The sequence below is a fragment of the Mesorhizobium sp. WSM3879 genome, assembly GCF_002294915.1.
Taxonomy (GTDB): Bacteria; Pseudomonadota; Alphaproteobacteria; order Rhizobiales; family Rhizobiaceae; genus Mesorhizobium.
Map to the genome: position 1 here is coordinate 329,737 of NZ_NSFZ01000006.1, position 16,500 is coordinate 346,236.

At 61.2% G+C, this 16,500-nt stretch carries 21 protein-coding genes; 18 read left to right on the forward strand and 3 right to left on the reverse strand.

The genetic code is table 11. From position 1 onward, the window contains the following. The first annotated feature begins 4 nt into the window (after nucleotides 1–4). The 13 genes from CK218_RS16755 (at nucleotide 5) to CK218_RS16815 (ending at nucleotide 10,467) form a co-directional block, all read left to right on the forward strand. On the forward strand, nucleotides 5–754 hold the full coding sequence (locus CK218_RS16755; protein WP_066993565.1) for a DUF2612 domain-containing protein: 750 nt from the start codon (nucleotides 5–7) through the stop codon (nucleotides 752–754). 10 nt (nucleotides 755–764) lie between these two features. Beyond that, nucleotides 765–2,240, forward strand: coding sequence for a hypothetical protein (locus tag CK218_RS16760; protein WP_095828327.1), 1,476 nt, complete (start codon nucleotides 765–767; stop codon nucleotides 2,238–2,240). 58 nt (nucleotides 2,241–2,298) lie between these two features. Beyond that, complete coding sequence (locus CK218_RS16765) at nucleotides 2,299–4,284, forward strand: hypothetical protein (protein ID WP_066998660.1); 1,986 nt, start codon at nucleotides 2,299–2,301, stop codon at nucleotides 4,282–4,284. Nucleotides 4,285–4,470: 186 nt separating this feature from the next. Further along, nucleotides 4,471–4,686, forward strand: a complete 216-nt coding sequence (locus tag CK218_RS16770) for a hypothetical protein (protein ID WP_245435062.1) — start codon at nucleotides 4,471–4,473, stop codon at nucleotides 4,684–4,686. Between the two features lie 51 nt (nucleotides 4,687–4,737). Then, the gene (locus CK218_RS16775; RefSeq protein WP_082980583.1) at nucleotides 4,738–5,508 is read left to right on the forward strand and encodes a lysozyme; all 771 of its coding nucleotides are present in this window, start codon (nucleotides 4,738–4,740) and stop codon (nucleotides 5,506–5,508) included. Then, nucleotides 5,505–5,987, forward strand: coding sequence for a hypothetical protein (locus CK218_RS16780; RefSeq protein ID WP_066998657.1), 483 nt, complete (start codon nucleotides 5,505–5,507; stop codon nucleotides 5,985–5,987). Before CK218_RS16775 ends, CK218_RS16780 begins: the two co-directional genes overlap by 4 nt. A 4-nt stretch (nucleotides 5,988–5,991) precedes the next feature. Beyond that, a complete protein-coding gene (locus CK218_RS16785; protein ID WP_066998654.1) occupies nucleotides 5,992–6,180 on the forward strand; it encodes a hypothetical protein in 189 nt (62 codons plus the stop codon). Then, nucleotides 6,177–6,485, forward strand: coding sequence for a hypothetical protein (locus CK218_RS16790; RefSeq protein ID WP_066998652.1), 309 nt, complete (start codon nucleotides 6,177–6,179; stop codon nucleotides 6,483–6,485). Before CK218_RS16785 ends, CK218_RS16790 begins: the two co-directional genes overlap by 4 nt. Before the next feature lie 261 nt (nucleotides 6,486–6,746). Then, nucleotides 6,747–7,508 carry a DUF5131 family protein gene (locus tag CK218_RS16795; protein WP_066998650.1) on the forward strand — a complete coding sequence of 254 codons (762 nt, stop codon included), beginning with the start codon at nucleotides 6,747–6,749 and terminating at the stop codon, nucleotides 7,506–7,508. A 103-nt stretch (nucleotides 7,509–7,611) separates the two neighbouring features. After that, on the forward strand, nucleotides 7,612–8,790 hold the full coding sequence (tcmP, locus tag CK218_RS16800; protein ID WP_095828329.1) for a three-Cys-motif partner protein TcmP: 1,179 nt from the start codon (nucleotides 7,612–7,614) through the stop codon (nucleotides 8,788–8,790). A 67-nt stretch (nucleotides 8,791–8,857) separates the two neighbouring features. Then, on the forward strand, nucleotides 8,858–9,085 hold the full coding sequence (locus CK218_RS16805) for a hypothetical protein (protein ID WP_066998646.1): 228 nt from the start codon (nucleotides 8,858–8,860) through the stop codon (nucleotides 9,083–9,085). A 418-nt stretch (nucleotides 9,086–9,503) separates the two neighbouring features. Beyond that, nucleotides 9,504–9,689, forward strand: a complete 186-nt coding sequence (locus CK218_RS16810; protein ID WP_245299671.1) for a hypothetical protein — start codon at nucleotides 9,504–9,506, stop codon at nucleotides 9,687–9,689. A 94-nt stretch (nucleotides 9,690–9,783) separates the two neighbouring features. After that, nucleotides 9,784–10,467, forward strand: coding sequence for an RNA ligase family protein (locus CK218_RS16815; RefSeq protein ID WP_245435063.1), 684 nt, complete (start codon nucleotides 9,784–9,786; stop codon nucleotides 10,465–10,467). Nucleotides 10,468–11,138: 671 nt separating this feature from the next. On the opposite strand, the gene CK218_RS16825 is transcribed toward CK218_RS16815, so the two are convergent. After that, nucleotides 11,139–11,546 carry a MucR family transcriptional regulator gene (locus CK218_RS16825; protein ID WP_066998642.1) on the reverse strand — a complete coding sequence of 136 codons (408 nt, stop codon included), beginning with the start codon at nucleotides 11,544–11,546 and terminating at the stop codon, nucleotides 11,139–11,141. A 12-nt stretch (nucleotides 11,547–11,558) separates the two neighbouring features. Here CK218_RS16825 and CK218_RS30220 point away from each other — a divergent pair, with 12 nt between their 5' ends. Then, complete coding sequence (locus CK218_RS30220) at nucleotides 11,559–11,879, forward strand: hypothetical protein (protein ID WP_143749654.1); 321 nt, start codon at nucleotides 11,559–11,561, stop codon at nucleotides 11,877–11,879. A gap of 654 nt (nucleotides 11,880–12,533) precedes the next feature. Continuing rightward, a complete protein-coding gene (locus CK218_RS16830; protein WP_082980581.1) occupies nucleotides 12,534–12,827 on the forward strand; it encodes a PilZ domain-containing protein in 294 nt (97 codons plus the stop codon). Nucleotides 12,828–12,897: 70 nt separating this feature from the next. Here the strand turns inward: CK218_RS16830 and CK218_RS16835 are convergent, their stop codons facing one another. After that, nucleotides 12,898–13,191 (reverse strand): hypothetical protein, encoded by a 294-nt coding sequence (locus tag CK218_RS16835; protein WP_066998638.1) that lies wholly within the window; start codon nucleotides 13,189–13,191, stop codon nucleotides 12,898–12,900. Nucleotides 13,192–13,454: 263 nt separating this feature from the next. On the opposite strand from CK218_RS16835, the gene CK218_RS16845 reads away from it, so the two are divergent. The 3 genes from CK218_RS16845 (at nucleotide 13,455) to CK218_RS16860 (ending at nucleotide 15,845) form a co-directional block, all read left to right on the forward strand. Next, nucleotides 13,455–13,736, forward strand: a complete 282-nt coding sequence (locus tag CK218_RS16845; RefSeq protein ID WP_245299669.1) for a hypothetical protein — start codon at nucleotides 13,455–13,457, stop codon at nucleotides 13,734–13,736. A gap of 1,169 nt (nucleotides 13,737–14,905) precedes the next feature. Next, a complete protein-coding gene (locus tag CK218_RS16855) occupies nucleotides 14,906–15,286 on the forward strand; it encodes a cytochrome c family protein (protein ID WP_066998634.1) in 381 nt (126 codons plus the stop codon). A 376-nt stretch (nucleotides 15,287–15,662) separates the two neighbouring features. Then, nucleotides 15,663–15,845: a hypothetical protein gene (locus CK218_RS16860; RefSeq protein WP_066998632.1), complete on the forward strand. Its 183-nt coding sequence runs from the start codon at nucleotides 15,663–15,665 to the stop codon at nucleotides 15,843–15,845. Between the two features lie 23 nt (nucleotides 15,846–15,868). On the opposite strand, the gene CK218_RS30655 is transcribed toward CK218_RS16860, so the two are convergent. Then, the gene (locus CK218_RS30655) at nucleotides 15,869–16,027 is read right to left on the reverse strand and encodes a hypothetical protein (RefSeq protein ID WP_156752705.1); all 159 of its coding nucleotides are present in this window, start codon (nucleotides 16,025–16,027) and stop codon (nucleotides 15,869–15,871) included. Nucleotides 16,028–16,500 lie beyond the last annotated feature (473 nt).

Genomic DNA, 16,500 nt, shown 5'->3' on the forward strand with positions numbered 1-16,500 from the left:
GATCATGGAAGACACAGGACCTCCCTATCCCAGGCCACCGGCCGGGATACCGAACGGCTTTGGCCAATTCGCCATTGGCATCAGCCCGATCGGCGATTTCCCGCCTTTCGACGTTTGGCGCACTGTCATCAGCCAGTATGCGAATGCGCCCACGCTGACGCAGCTGATCGGGAACATCTTCTCGTATCTCGACCAGACGGCCAACTTCGATGCGTTCTTCGACTACATCTGGAACGTCGACACGGCGCAGGGCTATGGGCTCGACGTCTGGGGCCGCATCGTCGGCGTCAGCCGGGTTTTGCAGGTCACGACCGGGGACTGGTTCGGCTTCGACGAGGCGAGGCCAGGAGCCGATCCGTTCGGGCAAGGCGCGTTCTATTCCGGCGCTCCGCTGACCTCGAATTTCGCGCTGTCGGACGAGGCATACCGCCGGCTCATCTTCGCCAAGGCGGCAGCCAACATCACTAACGGCTCGATCCCCGCGATCAACCAGATCCTGCTCAGCCTCTTCCCTAATAGGGGCAACGCCTACGTTACCGAGGGCGGCAATTACGGAACATGGTTCGGCTTCGAGGAATCGCTGAACTCCGTCGGCTTCAACCAGGCATCGTTCTACGCGGGCTCGTCGATCGAGACGATGACGATGACCTACACCTTCGCATTCCAGCTGACTCCTGTCGAACTCGCGATCGTCCAGAACTCCGGCGTCTTGCCGAAGCCGACCGGCGTCAAGGCGTCGGTCGTCATCATCTAAGGATCCTTCCATGAAGCTTTCCGCCTTGCCTGCCAAGTTCCCCGTAGCTTGGGGAGCTTCGGCGAGCCCGAGCTACATCCGCTCCATCCCGCTCGGCTCGCAGATCGGGATTGTGAATGGCGCGGCCTCCCTGACCGACGGCTTTCCGCCACTCAACTTCCTGCCGGTCGGATCGGGCGGCGTGCCGCCATTCGGCCAGGACATGAACGGCATTCTGCAGCAGATCACGCAATGGTCGCAGTGGCAGAATGCAGGCGGTCTGGTTCCCTACGATCCGGCCTTCTCGGCAGCGATCGGCGGGTATCCCAAGAGCGCGTTGCTGGCCGGCGCGGCGACCGGTGTCGTTTGGCTGAGCACGGCCGACGACAATACGTCCGACCCTGATACGGGCGGCGCGAATTGGGTCAACATCGGAGCCGCATCCGCGCCCATCATGGTCGGTACCGACGCGGGCTCGGCCAATGTCTGCACCGCCGCGGTCCTGCCGGCGCCGAGCGCTTATGTCGACGGCCAGATTTTCGTCGTCCAGAAGGCCGCCTTCGACAACAACGGCGCCATGACGGGCAACATTGACGGTCTGGGCACCCATCCGATCGTCAACATGGACGGCACCGCGCTGACGGCAAAGCAATGGCCGGCCAGCGCCATGGGCATCCTTGAGTTCAACAACGCGACGACGTCGTTCCGTCTGCTCAACCCTGCTGTGACCGTGGCCGCCAATGCGGGCCTTGCCGCGACCGATCAGCAGGTCCTTTCGCTGAGCATCACGAGTTTGCCGGCACCGACCGGCGCACTTTCCTTGAACGACAGCCTTCCGCTGCATGTGGTGTCGGACGGTGCGGACCGCGAGGTCACGCTCTCCGCGCTCGCCGCAATTCTCCCTGGCGCGATGAAGGCCATGCGCGTCATGACCGCGAGCGGAACCTACGTGCCGACGGCCGGTGCCAAGAGCATGCTCGTCTTTGTCACGGGCGCAGGCGGCGCAGGCGGCGGCAATGCCACGACAAACGGCTTCACTGGCGGCGGCGGAAGCGCGGGCGGAACGGCGGTCTATTTCGGTCCGGTCTCGCAGCAGACCGTCACCATCGGTGCCGGTGGCGTCCCCAATCCATCATCCGGTTCCGATCTCATCGGCGGTACCGGCGGAACAACCTCTTTCGGCGCTCTTGCCGTCGCTACCGGCGGCATTGGCGGTTCTTCCAGCGGCACCAACTCATTTGGAGCGGGCGGGCAAGGGGTGGGGACCGGAACCGCCGGAACCCTCTTGATCCCCGGCGGTGCCGGCTCGCCCGGTTCAGGCCATGACGGCGGTTGCGGGGGCACCTCGTTCTGGGGCGGCGGCGGCTACGGCGGCGCAACTCCTTCGACCGGTGTCCAGGTGCCCGGCGGTCCGGGCTCTCTCGGCGGCGGCGGTGGTGGTGGCGACGGCGGCGGCTCCGGCGGGGCCGGCGGCAACGGTGTGGTCGTCATCTTCGAATTCGACTGATCGCGGCATCGCCGCCCTCGCGTAAGCCAACCACTCACACACATTCGGATTGGGACAAATGAATCCCTTCAGCTACGGCAATGTCCTGACCGCTGGCCAGTGGAGCTATCTGTTCTCGCAGAAGCAGGACGCGCTCGGCTATACCCCCGTGAACCGGGGCGGCGACACGATGCAAGGGCCGCTCAACACCCAGGCCTCTACGTCCAACGGCGCGGGATTCAGCATCCCTCCTGGCGCTGCCCCGGGAGTGCCGGTCGATGGCCAGATCTGGATGACCATCTTTGGGCTCTTCTTCCAGATCGGCGGGAAAACAATCGGACCGATCGCCAACGGCACCATCGTTGGGCCTTCGACCTCCGTGGTGGGCGATATTCCAGTTTTCTCCACGATCGGCGGCACTGCCCTCGCGGACAGCGGGATCTCGCTCGCTTCGCAGTTCCCCAACCTCATTCTGGCTACTCCAGCCTTCGGAAGCGGAGTGCCCGCATTCCGAGCGCTGATCGGGGCTGACCTACCCACGCCGCAGCCCGTGGCCCTCGGTGGCGTGAAATCTGCGGCGGCTCCACCCCATCAGTTCGGGACCGGAGTCGACACCAGCGGCAACCCGACGTTCGCTCAGCCGGCGATCGGCGACGTCTCGGGCCTTGCCGCGAACATGCTGGCCTTTCTTGCCGGCGGCACGAGCGCCCAGCTCGCCGCGGCGATGGTCGACGAGACCGGCAGCGGTCCGCTTGTCTTCGCCACGAACCCGACCGTCGCCCTTGGCTCGGCCTCGACCGCCGTCACGCAGACGCCCGGCGACAACTCGACCAAGTTGGCCACGACGGCCTATGTGCAGGCAGCGATATTCGCCACCACGACGCTGCCGGCGACCAGGCTGGCCACGACCACCGCGCTTCCGGCGGTCACCTATGCCAATGGAGCATCCGGCGTCGGTGCCACGCTCACCGCTTCTGCCAACGGTGCCTTGACGGTCGATGGCGTAGCCGCGAACCTCAACGACGTGATCCTGGTCAAGAACCAGGCCTCGTCGTTCCAGAACGGCATCTATACGGTCACGGCGACCGGTAGCGCGGGCGCGCCTTTCGTCCTGACGCGTGCGACCTACTACAATCTCTCTGCCGACATCGATCTTGGCGACCAGACGTTCGTGACGGGTGGAGCGACGCAGGGCGCCACGACCTGGACGCAGAATGCCAAGGAAAACCCGGTCATTGGTACCGACCCGATCACGTTCGCCCAGACGGCGGGCGTCGGTTCATACACGGCCGGCAATGGCCTTATCCTGGCGGGCACGCAGTTCTCGATCGACACTACGATCACCGCTGACCTAACTTCGGCGCAGTCGCTCTCCAACAAGACGCTGGTGAGCCCGGCACTCAGCGGCGTGCCCACCGCGCCGACTGCAGGGGCCGGCACGAGCAGCGCGCAGATCGCCACCACGGCATTTGCGGCGGCCGCTGCAGCAGCCGCCGCGGCCGGGACGCTTGTCAACGTCCAGGTAAAGACTGCCTCGGGCACCTATATGCCGACCGCAGGCGCAAGTCGCGCACTCGTCTTCGTCACTGGCGGCGGCGCGGGTGGCACGACCGGCACGGGCAGCGGCAGTGAAAGCGGCGGCGGCGCTGGTGGCACGGCCATCTTCTTCATGAACGGTGTCTCGGCACAGACCGTTACAATTGGCTCGGGCGGCGCTGCCGGCGCCGCAGGTGGATCATCCGCATTCGGCACTGTTACGGCGAACGGCGGCTCTGCCGCAGCCTCTCAGAACATCGGCGGCCGGGGCGGCACGGCAGCCAACGGCTACATGAATATTGCTGGCGGCGACGGCGGCTCCGGCACCAATGCGACCGGCAACTCCCAAGGCGGCGAGGGCGGCGCCAGCTTTTGGGGCGGCGGTGGCGCGGGCGGCCAGACCGCTAACAGCCACAATGCCGGCGCGGCCGCGCAGGCATACGGCGCTGGCGGCGGCGGCGGTTCGTACAGCGCTGGCGCTGGCGGCGCTGGCGCGCCCGGCGTCGTTCTCATACTCGAGTTCAAATAAGGATCGCATTCATGCAACTGGCAGTCATCCAAGGCACCGAAGTCGTGAACCTCATCGAGGGCGACCCGACCTTCACACTCGACGGGTTCACCATCGTCCCGCTCGCGGAGCCGGGGTATATCGGCGGCACCTATAGCAATGGCGTGTTCAGCGCTCCCCCGGCACCGCCTGCCGTTGCCGGAAAGCGTGTCGGCTCGGCAATTCCACCTCCAGCTAAGCGTTGCCGGTTTGCGCGCCCAGGTCATCGCCTGGATCGGAACGCAGCCTGTCGAGGTGCAAGACGCCTTCGAATACAGTGGAAGCTTCGTGCGCAACGAGCCGATGATGGAATCCGGCTTCGCCGCGCTCGGCTACACGTCGGCCCAGATCGACGCGTTCTTCACGGCCGCCGCGCTGCTCTGACGGCCGCCCACCGTCGGGCTCGACCATCCCCTCTTTCCGAAAGGAACTGTAATGCGTCTCGTCCCTGACGTGCGTCGCGTGGTGCTTTTGTCTCTGAGCTTCTGGATGCAGGTTTTCGGCCTCGCCGTGCTCATCGTGCCTGAGCTTTGGTACGGCTGGACCGGCCAGGACTATGATCCGAACATCGCATGGTGGCTCGCTGTCGGCCTTCTGCTTGCCGGCATCATCGGCCGAGTCTTCCAGCAGGGAATTTCCCCGTGGAAGGAATGGCTGCGCATCGCCGCCGTCGCGGCAATCGTCTTTGCGCTGGCGCTTCTGCTCGCATGGCCGTCCAGCGCCGCAAGCCTTCCAGATGGTCCGGCGACCGAGGCGCAGACGCTGGCGATCGCGGTGCCGTTCATCGCTAAGGAAGAGGGCAAGAGCAACCGCGCTTACCGTGATGCCGTCGGTATCTGGACGATTTGCTACGGCTCGACACGCGACGTCCGCGCCAACATGGTGCTGACCGACCAGGAGTGCCTCGACCTTCTCAAGATCGAGGTGGCCCAGCATCGCACCGGCCTGCACCGCTATTTCACGCCGTCGACAATCGACATTCGCCTGCCGGCGACACGGGACGCGGCCTACACGTCGCTTGCCTTAAACGTCGGTCCCGCCGGCGCGGGAAAGAGCACCGCAACGCGCCGCCTCAACGCTGGTGATGTCGCCGGCGGCTGCGATGCGCTCACCTGGTTCGATAGAGCCGGCAAGCGCGTGCTGCGCGGCCTGTTCGAACGGCGCCAGCGTGAGAAGGCGCTCTGCATGATTGGCGCAAGCCGATGATGCTCGCTTTCCTCGCACCGGTTCTGGCCCTCCTCGGCCCGGTCTGGAATTTCTGCACCAGCCGTATCGGCCTGCCGCTGGTCCTGGCCGGCGGCATCATCCTCTTTTACGAGGGCCTGCCGCTCGGCCCGGTCCGCGACATCCCCTATGTCGGGCCGGCCCTGGCCGGCTTGGTCGACGGCCGCGTCGATCGACAATATGCCGCCGGCCAAAAGGCGGAGGACGCGCTGTGGCAGGAGAAGATCAAGCTCGCCGCCATCGCTCAAGCGGCCGACAACAAGACGCGGCAGCAGGACATCGATGCCGCGGCACAAGCCTACATCGACAGGCAGCATAGCGACGCCGGCCGCATCGGCCAGCTGGTGCGCGCGCAGAAGGACCAAGACAATGCACCGCCCGTTTCGACCAATCCTTCTGGCTGCAAGCCTGATGGCATCTCTGCAGGGGTGTCAGAGCGCCTCGACGCCATCGGTCGATAGCCTGGTGACCAAGCCGACGGCACACGTCGATCCAAGCGTGATGCAGGATTGCGTCGGCGTGGTCGATATCCCCCATCGCTTCGTCTCGACGGAGGAGGAAGCCCGGCTGCACGCGGAAGATCGCCGCCGTCTCGGGGACTGCGTTCGCCTCAACCACGCCAAGGGCGATACCATCCAGGCGCTCGTGAAATGAGCGGAGGGTTCCCCCAGCGCCTTCGCGAACTCGACCCGGAAACGATCCTCTGGCTCGATCGCCTCGACAGCAAGCAGCGCGAGGCCCTCATCTGGGCCGGCCGCCTGAAGCCCGAACAGCGGGACCGGCTCGATGATTTCCTCGATATGGACGAGGATCACTTCCAAGCGGGATTCGCTGTGGTGAAGCTCTGGACGCGGTTGCGCTGGCTGGGCTCCACATCGATGTGGATCATTCTTACGGTTGCGGGGTTGTTACTGGCATTGACGCAGATCATCGACCAGTTGAAGGGATCCAAGCTGTGAGGCTGCCGCGCACCGCTTCCGAAGTTCTGACCGGTCTGATTTTCCTCTTGGCCGGGGCTCTCGGGGTGCTGCTCTACCTGCAGATCGCACAGGCGCTCACCCTGTAATTCCCTGCACATCACTTCCAGTCTCCCCATCGGCTTCGGCCGGTGGGTTCTTTTTTGCGCTCTCGGCTCGCCGCGCCGGCTGGGATTCATCTGAAGGTTTTTATCAGCTATTGTGCGCAATCATGCCGCGCAGGACCGCCGAGGAGGACTTCATATGGCTGACACCACGATCGAATGGACGGACGCCACTTGGAACCCGGTCGCCGGGTGTACGATCCTTACCGCAGGCTGCACGAATTGCTACGCCATGAGAATGGCCGCTCGGCTGGAAGCCATGGGAATGGAGAAATACCATGGCCTCACTCGCAAAAGCGGGGGCCGTGCGAAGTGGACCGGCAAGGTGGTAATCGACCCGAAGTCACTCGCTATACCCGCAGCCTGGTCAAAGCCGCGCCGGGTGTTTGTGAATTCTATGTCAGATCTGTTCCATATTGATGTGCCCCCGGACTTCATCCGGCAGGTCTGGGCGGTGATGGAGCAAACGCCCCGGCACACCTATCAAATCCTTACGAAGCGACCAGAGGTGATGGCAGAAATCCTGTCGCGAGGAGACTTCCCGGTGCTCTCAAACGTGTGGCTCGGGACCAGTGTTGAGGATAGCCGCGTGCTCGATCGTCTCGACGATTTGCGACGTGCCCCTGCGGCCATCCGCTTCGTGTCACTCGAGCCGCTGATAGGTTCAGTGGCAGGTGCCAATCTTTCGAATATCGATTGGGCAATCGTTGGGGGTGAATCCGGACCTGGCGCGCGAGATATGGACCCACGGTGGGTCGACGAGATCGAAGCCATGTGCCGAAGGAGCGGAACCGCGTTCTTCTTCAAGCAGTGGGGCGGCCGCAATAAAAAAGCGACCGGACGGACCCTCAACGGGCGGACCTACGATGAAATGCCAATCGGGCCCTCTCTCGCCCTTTGATTGTGGGTGTCAAGACGTCTCTCTAGACCGGATTGGTCATTAGGCACTAATGTTTCCCGGCGAGTCGACTTCTGCCTGACGCGCTGGTTGCGGGGAATCTCAAGTGCAAGACATATATTTTGGCCGTGAACAGACTGCTGCGAAGCATTTCATCCTGCGAAAATACTTACAGTCTCTGGCGTTTAAGGTGCTGCTCGGAGGATATCCGACATTGACTTATGTGGACGGGTTCTCTGGCCCCTGGGAGACCCGCACCACGGACTATTCAGATACATCTTTCATGATAGCCATTCAAATGTTGAAAGACGCCCAGCTTCAGATGAAGCGGCAAGGCAAGTCCAAAACCATTCAATGCTTCTTTGTTGAAGCGGATCGGGCAGCCTTTGCAGAACTAGACCGCGCGGTGAAGGCGCACCACGACCCGTCAAACAACTTTCACGTCCACAGTTTTTGTGGCCGGTTTGAAGATGCCGTCGACCTCATAATGAAGGTGGTCGGTCCGTCGTTTGCGCTCACTTTCATAGATCCTACTGGTTGGACGGGGTACGAGTTCGGCAAGGTCAAGCCAATCATGCAGCACCGACCGGGAGAGGTGCTGTTGAATTTTATGTTCGATCACGTGAACCGGTTCACCGCTTGGGACGACGCAAAAATCATTGCGTCCTTCGATGGGATACTAGGTGCGAACTGGAAAGAGAGACTAGACGCTCGCCTAGCTAGAGAGGTGGCAATCCAAGCTCTGTTTTCAGAGGAATTTCGAAAGTCTGGTGGGTTTCAGCATGTGCTGTTGACGCCGATCGAAAAACTGGCAGAGCGAACGTTCTTCTGCATCGCATACGGAACCAGGAATTCGAAAGGCCTGGAGACCTATAGAGAGGTCGAGTTCGCGGCCTTAAAGGACCACGGACTTCGGCGGATCGAAGCGCGCCAATCGATCGAGACAGAAAGAACCGGGCAAACAGATATTTTCAAGCTGGCAGGGTTTAAGGACGTGCCAGCTGTGGAACGGCAACTCCCGGGTATTCGGGCTGATGCACAGCAATGGCTCTTATCCAAACTTCGGGCACACGACATAGCCTTGCCTTTTTCTCAGATTTGGCCCGAGATGATGGAAACGTTTATGTTGCGAATGAAAGATGCAAAACAAGTCTGCGCCGATCTGGCCACGGACGATTTGATCCGTGCATCGTGGCGGGAGGGGGGATCCAGACGTCGCACTCCAAGCGATGACGACCCCATCGAATTAACGCCAAAGGGCAAGGGAGACATCGGGCTCGCCTAGAATGTCCGGAACCATTCGAGCACGGGCAAATTGAATCGCCTGTAGTGGCGTCAAGAGTTCGGCGTTCATGAGCAGTCCGATAACCAGCCAGAATTTAAAGCGCGCCGCAGTCCGTAAGGCGCTCGACCGCCACAAGGTCTACATCACGGCGCAGCGTTTCTCCGGAGGCTCCTACGAGGCTCGCGTGCTGGTCGACGGCGAGGTCTATTGGGTCGATGAATTACGGCTGAGCCAGCTGCGCGCAGGCATATCGCCTTCGGAGCTGGAGTGGATACCGGCAGGAGAAGATAGCTGATCGCTCCGCCGTTCCGATAGCGTGACGCTTGCCCGAGCGTCCGTTGCGTTAACCGCTCGCTCCACAATTTTCGGGGGAACCGGCCGCCACTAACATTTGTTATAGGCGGAATGCAGAAACCAGAAGCCAAATCCGACACAATTCCGGTCGCCCTCGTGCTTGCAGCCATCCGGCTCCAGGTCGCGATCGACAGGCGCCAAGCGGAACAGAGGCGAGGCGCCGAAAAATAGTCCGTGCCTGAAGGCTCCGGAACTTAAGCCCCGGAAAAGCATTGCCTTTCCATGTTCAGTGACAAAGAAACAATCATCTTAGAAGCTTGTTTGCTGGTGGCCGTGCCTCTGTCGGTTGGCATGTCCGTCCTCTCGGCCGTCCTATTCCATTGATGAGCACACGGGGTGTAAATTTCCTCGACAAATGGATGGCAGAGCACCTGCCGAACGCGATGACTGATGATCCCGTCGCAGTGAGCGACTTGGCCGACCAGCTCATGGGAGCGGCCGACCGAGAAGGCATCCCGGCCGCCGAGATCAACGAGGAAGTCGAAAGCGTCTACGGAGTGATCTTCGAACCCCTGGCGAACCGCGAAGGAAGCTTGGCGGGGTAGACCGCGAATAACGCATACTACATACAAATTCGCTAAAATGCCCGGAACCGATGGGCCGCGGACGGCTTGAATCGCGTTTGGAGAGTTCGGGTGCATGCGTAACGCCAGAGAGCGGTTGATGTTCATCAAGCCGCTTGAGCCTATCCAGGTCGAGACGCCGCCGGTCAGCGACGACTGGCTGCACGAGATCAAATATGACGGCTTCCGCACCCAGCTCGTCCGCGATTGGGCAGGTGTTAGGGCATTCTCACGAAACGGGCATGACTGGTCTCAGCGCTACTGGCCGATCGTCACCGCGGCAGAAAAGCTGCCGGCGGAATCGTTTATCATCGATGGGGAGATGATCGCGCCCGATCCCGATGGCCGGCCGAACTTTCACCAGATGCATTCTCGGATGGTGTGGAATGCCGAACAACTCGCCTTCGTTGCTTTCGATATCTTGCATCTGAACGGCCAGGATCCCCGATCCCTGCCGCTGATCGAGCGCAAGGCCAAGCTCTGGAACCTGATCCGGCCGGCCAGGGACATCATTCAATACAGCGACCATGTTGAGGGCAACGGCGTCGCGTTCTTCGAGGCCGTCGAGCAGATGGGCCTTGAGGGCATGGTCTCGAAACGACGCGAGAGCCTCTATCGAAGCGGGAAGGTCGATTCCTGGGTCAAGTGCAAGTGCTGGGATGTCGGCGACTTCGAGCTTCTCGGCATTAGACGCGAGCCTGGGAAGCCCGCTGCGGCGATCGTGGCGCGCGGTGGTGATATGCCGGCACAGCGTTCATAACGCTGCCCAGCGGCCTCAGGGAAAGGCTGTGGCAGCGCGTCGAAGCGGTTAGGGCCTCGAAGCCTTCCCAGCCTGTCCCCAGCGCCTTCGCCGATGATGTCGAATGGCTGAGGCCTGGCATCACCGGCCGGGTAAGGTTCCTTCGTGGCGAGCACACGCTACGCCATGCGACACTGCAGGACTTGGAGGAAGGAACCAAATAAGGTGGCCTCCCAGCTTGAGGTCAGCATGAGCGCGCGGGCTTTGAAATTTCTGGACCGATGGATGGCAGAACATCTGCCAAAGGTGAGCACCGACGACTCAGGAACCATTGCCGATCTCGTCGTTGAACTCCTGGCTTCTGCCGGCCGGCTGAGACTCAACAGATGCCTGCCACCCCAGGCAACGGGATGACGGGCATCTATCCACTCTCTCATGCCGCCGAACGAAGGGACACATGTTCGCCGGCTCTATCAAATGTATGCAGTGGGATGTAGGTTTCGGGACAGGGACCAAAGCGTCATTCTCTACGACTTCTGTCTGAATTGGGAACATCCCGACGGGATGCGAATATGGCCTCGGCGGCACGGGTAGTTCCGGCATTCTATCCGAGCCGCCTGAAAGGCAAAGCATGGAGCCCGCTCGCACTCCTTCTCTCACGAGCGGGCTCTTGCCCGCCGCGCTGAGGACCTTTACGTCACGCTCCGCTTGGTTGCCTTCTTCGCCGGCTTAGCTGCAGCCTTCCGCTGAAAGCCAAACCCCTTCGCCAACGCCGATCGCCGCTCCGCATAGTTCGGCGCCACCATCGGATGGTCTGCCGGCAGGTTCCATTTCGCGCGATACTGCTTTGGTGTAAGACCGTGATCGGTCATCAGGTGCCGCTTGAGCGACTTGAACTCCTTGCCGTCCTCCAGGCAGATGATGTGATCGGGGAAGATCGAGCGCTCCGGGTCGACGGCAGGCTCCTGCTTTGGCAGCAGGGCTGCGCCAGTGAGCGAGTAATACACCGACGCGATCAAATCCGCCAAGTCGGTTACCGAGACGAGATTATTGCTAACATAAGCGGAGACGATGTCGGCGGTGAGGTCCACTAGTGACATGCGAAATCTCTTTTGTCTGACAAAGCTCTCTATTTGAGCGCATCTGCTAATAAAATGAAATCCAGCCAAAAGGCCGAGCTCGCCTTGCATCGCAGCATGATGGCTGGACTCAAGAGCTTATCGACGCTGGCATGTCACGGGCGGCTGCCTGGATTGCCATCGTCATCAAAAGCTCGATCTGCCGGCGCTCCGCGACCGCTTCGGCGCTATGCTCCGGCGATGGAGTGGGACCTCAAGCCGAAGATGAAATGCGCCGTCTGTGGCGGCAAGCGGATCACGCTGGCCTATTCGCCTGACACCCGCCCGAAAGACCTTCACCGCAAAGGAGTGTGAGGTTTCTAGGGCGTGCGTTTCGGATCCCAGACCCATGGCAGCTGCTGCATGTCACCGTCACCCCAGAGCATCCCTGGCGATGTGTCCCGGCCGGGCAGCACGTGCCGGTAGACTGCTCCCATTTGTTGCACATGAATACCCTGCCACTTCCCTGGCATGCAGCGCATGTGTTTTTCCTGAAGTCCGCCATCTCGCTTCGCTCACCCCGATCGCCGTCTTAGCGAGAGCTAAAGTGCTGATCAAGGGCTGTCATTGAGAGCGAAATTCTCAGAGACGTGCCTATCTCCAGGGTTTCCGCAGCCTCACGCCAGCGCCGCCGCCGTTGTCCGGGATAAACTCGACGCCCGCCGGGCGCGGCAACCCCGCGTTTGTGGCGCACAACCAGCTTCCAGCATACAATGACGCCACACACCTGAACTCTCCAAGTTGGGGTTCTCTTTTGGCCCGGCTGCTTCGGTGGCCGGGCTTTTTAGCAATCGCGAATGTGTGATGTGCATTTGAACCGGATCGCGAGTTAGAGTGACCTGCGTCACCTAAATTACTCCATGGATCCGGCCCGGAGGCTTCGGCTTCCGGGTCTTTCTGTTTGCCATCCCGTCCTGCCCATATTTGTGACTGGACGGAGCGCTGGAAGCCCGTTCACGTTATAGGCCTATGGAATCCCCACCTCCAGACGGTCCCCGTCGAGAACATCGCCCGCGCGTGTTGAAGGGCGCAACGATTATCACTGGTTTCCAAAACTCGGAAATCAGTTGTTCTCTACGCAATCAGCACTCCCAAGGAGCCGAACTGAGGTTGGCCGCAGACATTCAGATTCCAGCACGCTTTGTGCTCTACGTTCCCGTCGACGAGATCGCTTACAAAGCTGTCGTTCGATGGCGAAGGAATGACCGCGTAGGCGTCGAATTCGAGGGTACCGAGCCAAAGCCGAAGTTCCATTACGGTTGAATGCCGCAAGGGACTTAGAGGGCAACCAACGGATAGGAGTGAACGTCCGAGGTGATGATTGGAGGGCGGGTCAGGCGTTACCTTCGACCGCACTCTCGTCGTCCAGCGCGTAGGGCACCGGCAGGTAGGCGTTAGCCATCAGCCATTCACCGACGATCGTTCTGACCAGCTCCGGCTTGGATAGCCCCATTTCCGCGGCGGCCAGGCCTGCCAACGCTTCCTCGACCTTCGGATGGACGAGCCCCGTCACATTCCTCAACATTAGGGCGGCCCTGCGGAGCATCACCTGAAGGTCGGCTCTCGAGATCTCTGCAATCTGATCGGCTGCCTCTTCCAGGTCGGTTGCTATCGTCTCACGTATCATGATGTGCCTCTGCTACAGGTAGCGTTCCCCCTCCCCACGGTGCTCAAAGCAAAACCAGTGAGATGGCTTCCTCGGGCGAGCAAAGCCCCAGCCCGCGTCTTTCGCACAACCCTTGTGCTCGCAGGCGTGGCCGAGAGGCCCGCGCTCGCGCGTTTGCACAGGCTCACCAGGGCGTGTCGGCTCGTCGCTCATGACGAAAAGATTTCATATGCCCGCTTGACGTTCAAGTTTTTTGTTCTTTTTCTGTTCTCATGGCGCATGAGATGATCGACACGCTGGGCAAGGCGACCCGGCACAACATGCTTTTGAAGCTGGAGTGCGCCTGCGGGAACGTGCGCTACTGCCGGTCGGCTGACCTCATGATGGTCTACGGCGGGGGCGCCAATCCCTTCCGCCTGAGGTTCGACTGCAGCCGCTGCAAGCCGGAGATCAAGGTGACGCTCGTCGAGGTTCACCCCGAGCATCTGCCGAGGAAGCTTGTGATCCACAAGCCCATGAAGGTCGACGGCAAGATCGTCTGGCACACGGAAAGGTTCCGGCCCTGAGCAGCGCTGGTGCGTCGTTGCTCACATTTGTTGCATTGCTCTGGAACAAGAAGACGACCGCCGAGCGGGGCGGGGGACCTGGGTGTGTCGACGGTCGTCGGAGGACAGGGGGCCATAGAGTCAGCAAACTGCGTTGCGATCGGCCCTGGCTCAACATGTCATTGATTCAACCCGCATAAAATAACAAATGTTGTGGTTCTCTCCAAAGCCTGTCGACACACGGCGGACTTTACCCGACGCCCCCTTCTCGCGAGCGGCGGTATCTCAACAGCCGGCGTTGAAAGAGCGCCGCCCCTCTCACACGGCTCCACCCGACATACCTTCAACCCTGAGGCGCCTCATTGCTTCCCGACCTTAGAGGAGATCTTCTCGCACCTTTTTCTCGCGAGTGGCGGCAATATCTAAGCGCGGCCCTAAATGCCGCGGCTGCCAAGTCGCATTTGCGCTTGGATGGACCATTGCTCTGAATGACAATTTCAGCCTGCCTGGTTGTCAAACCGTGCTTTGCCGCGAACTCGTCTGGGTCGTAGGTGTCCGTCCAGCGCGACCGCTTCACACCTTGCATCTTACCTCCGCGGTAACGAAATCGTGAGAAGCAAACGCGGGGCCGTTCATAAGGTTTCAGATGAATGTCGGAAGCCTCAACTCGGCTGGGCACCAGAGCCGGCTTTCTCCTCGGCGGCTTATAGGGTGGTCACCACGCTCTTGGTCTCTTTTCGTTCTGCACTCTCGAATGGCGGGCAACTTACATAGCCAGGGCTATGGCCTCGGCTAGAACCCTGCCGCGCTCACGGGCCTGGAGGCTGTAGAACGGCCCGGCAGCCATCTTGCTTCGGGGTGAAGTGGTGACGCACCGCCGGGCCGAGGTGGTCCGGAAGTGGGTAGCCAAAACCCCGGACGGCGCTAACGATAGCGTCATGGCGGGCGATAGCAATTGTTGTTTTGGTGAGCGTCAAATCAAGGACCAAAGCGCGTCGCCTGAGTCCGCTCCTCGGGACGCGCCGCACAAACTGGCGTTTCTACCCACCGGCTTGATACTGTGGTATGTAGATGCCGCAACTCCATTGGTGGGACCACGGATATTCCGCTCTACCGTGCAGGCCGCCCCAGCGCAGCTGGCGTGGTGCGGATCGTCCGGCGCAAATGACGATCGATCAGGGAGGACTGCCATGCGCGCAATCGCAATTTTCATCGCCTCGTCGGCCACGATCTTCCTTGCAAGCCCATCGCGGGCGCAGGATGCCGCCGCAGGCGAGAAGGTCTTCACCAAGTGCAAGGTCTGCCACATTGCCGACCAGGACCAGAACAAGGTCGGCCCGTCTCTGCACGGCGTCATCGGGCGCACCGCGGGCACGCATCCCGGTTTCACTTATTCCATGGCCATGACCGAGGCCGGAAAATCCGGCATCAAATGGGATGAGCCTACGCTGACGAAGTATCTTCAGGACCCGAGGGGGATGGTCAAGGGGACGAAGATGGCGTTTCCCGGCCTCAAGAACGATCAGGACGTAGCCAACGTCATCGCTTACCTGAAACAGTTTTCCAAGTAAGCGGGCCCTTCCAGGCGCCCTGTCGGCGGCAGCGTCGCGGGACGGCGGCTTGGCGGGTTAGATAGACAGATGCCCGCCACTCCTGGCAGAAACGGCGGGCATCTATCCACTCTCTCATGCCGACGATGAAGGGGACATTGCTCGCCGGCCCTATCAAATGATGCAGAGAACGCGAAGGTTTCAGGGTTGGGACCAAAGCGGCAGCTCCTCCGACTTCGGTCGCAATCTGGCGGAAGGGAACATTCGATCAACCATCCCGTTGGGTGTCGCGGCGTGTGTCCCGGCCAAGGTTCACCGCGCCGCGCGGGGGCATTCCCCGGAGCCCGTTCGACCTCCCTCAGGCGAGCGGGCTCTTGTTTGAGACGGAGATAGGGCAGTGAAGGACGGCGACGGCAAGCCGAACGGGTCGCGCACGGACAAAAATACCCGCCTTTTGGCAGCGCGGTTGGCAAAAGAGACTAGCCTATCCGAGGAGGAGGCGCGGGAGCTGATCCGGCTGATCGGCACGGATTGGAATTCGCTGGTGCGGGAAGCGAAATTTCTCAAGCGCCGCCATTGAGGCGCCTGGCAGGGAGACCGAGCTTACGGTTTGGGTTTCCTATCCACCGTGGCAAACAGCGCCGCCTCGTCTGTCGCCCCGTTCTGGAAGGCCGTGATCAACAGGCTGCCCAGCCATTCCCTTTCGGCGGCGTCCGCACCTGCGGGTAATAGCTTCTGGAGCACTCTTTCAAGCATCGCCATGTCGTCGGGTCCGAGAATACTGTTTGGCTGAGAACGCATCGGGCACCCCCAGGAACCTCTGCGGCCCGGCCCGCTTTAACCTAGGTGACACAGGATTATCACGGGTCGGGCCACCCACCGCTTGAAGGTGGGGAGCATTGATCCTGCATCCATATGAGCGGACTCGCAACTAACAGATTTGCGACTGAAGCCTCTAACGATCCCGCGCATAAGTCCTGTTTGTTTAGCAGCCGTCTAAAGGCCGGAACTTGGCGAGACGAGAGCGGTTATAGAGATTGGGCGGCAAGGCTTTGTCCTCCGTTTCTGCTTGCCGTCTGAAAGGCCACGACGGAGCCCGCTCGGCCCTCACGAGCGGGCTCTTGCCGTTCTAGTTCCCGTTTCGCTGTCGATCCTCGCCTGGTGATTGCCGGGCGGATCCCCAATTGTGTTTTGACTATTTGGCTTGTCGGGCGCGTAAAATATCAAGTTCGCCC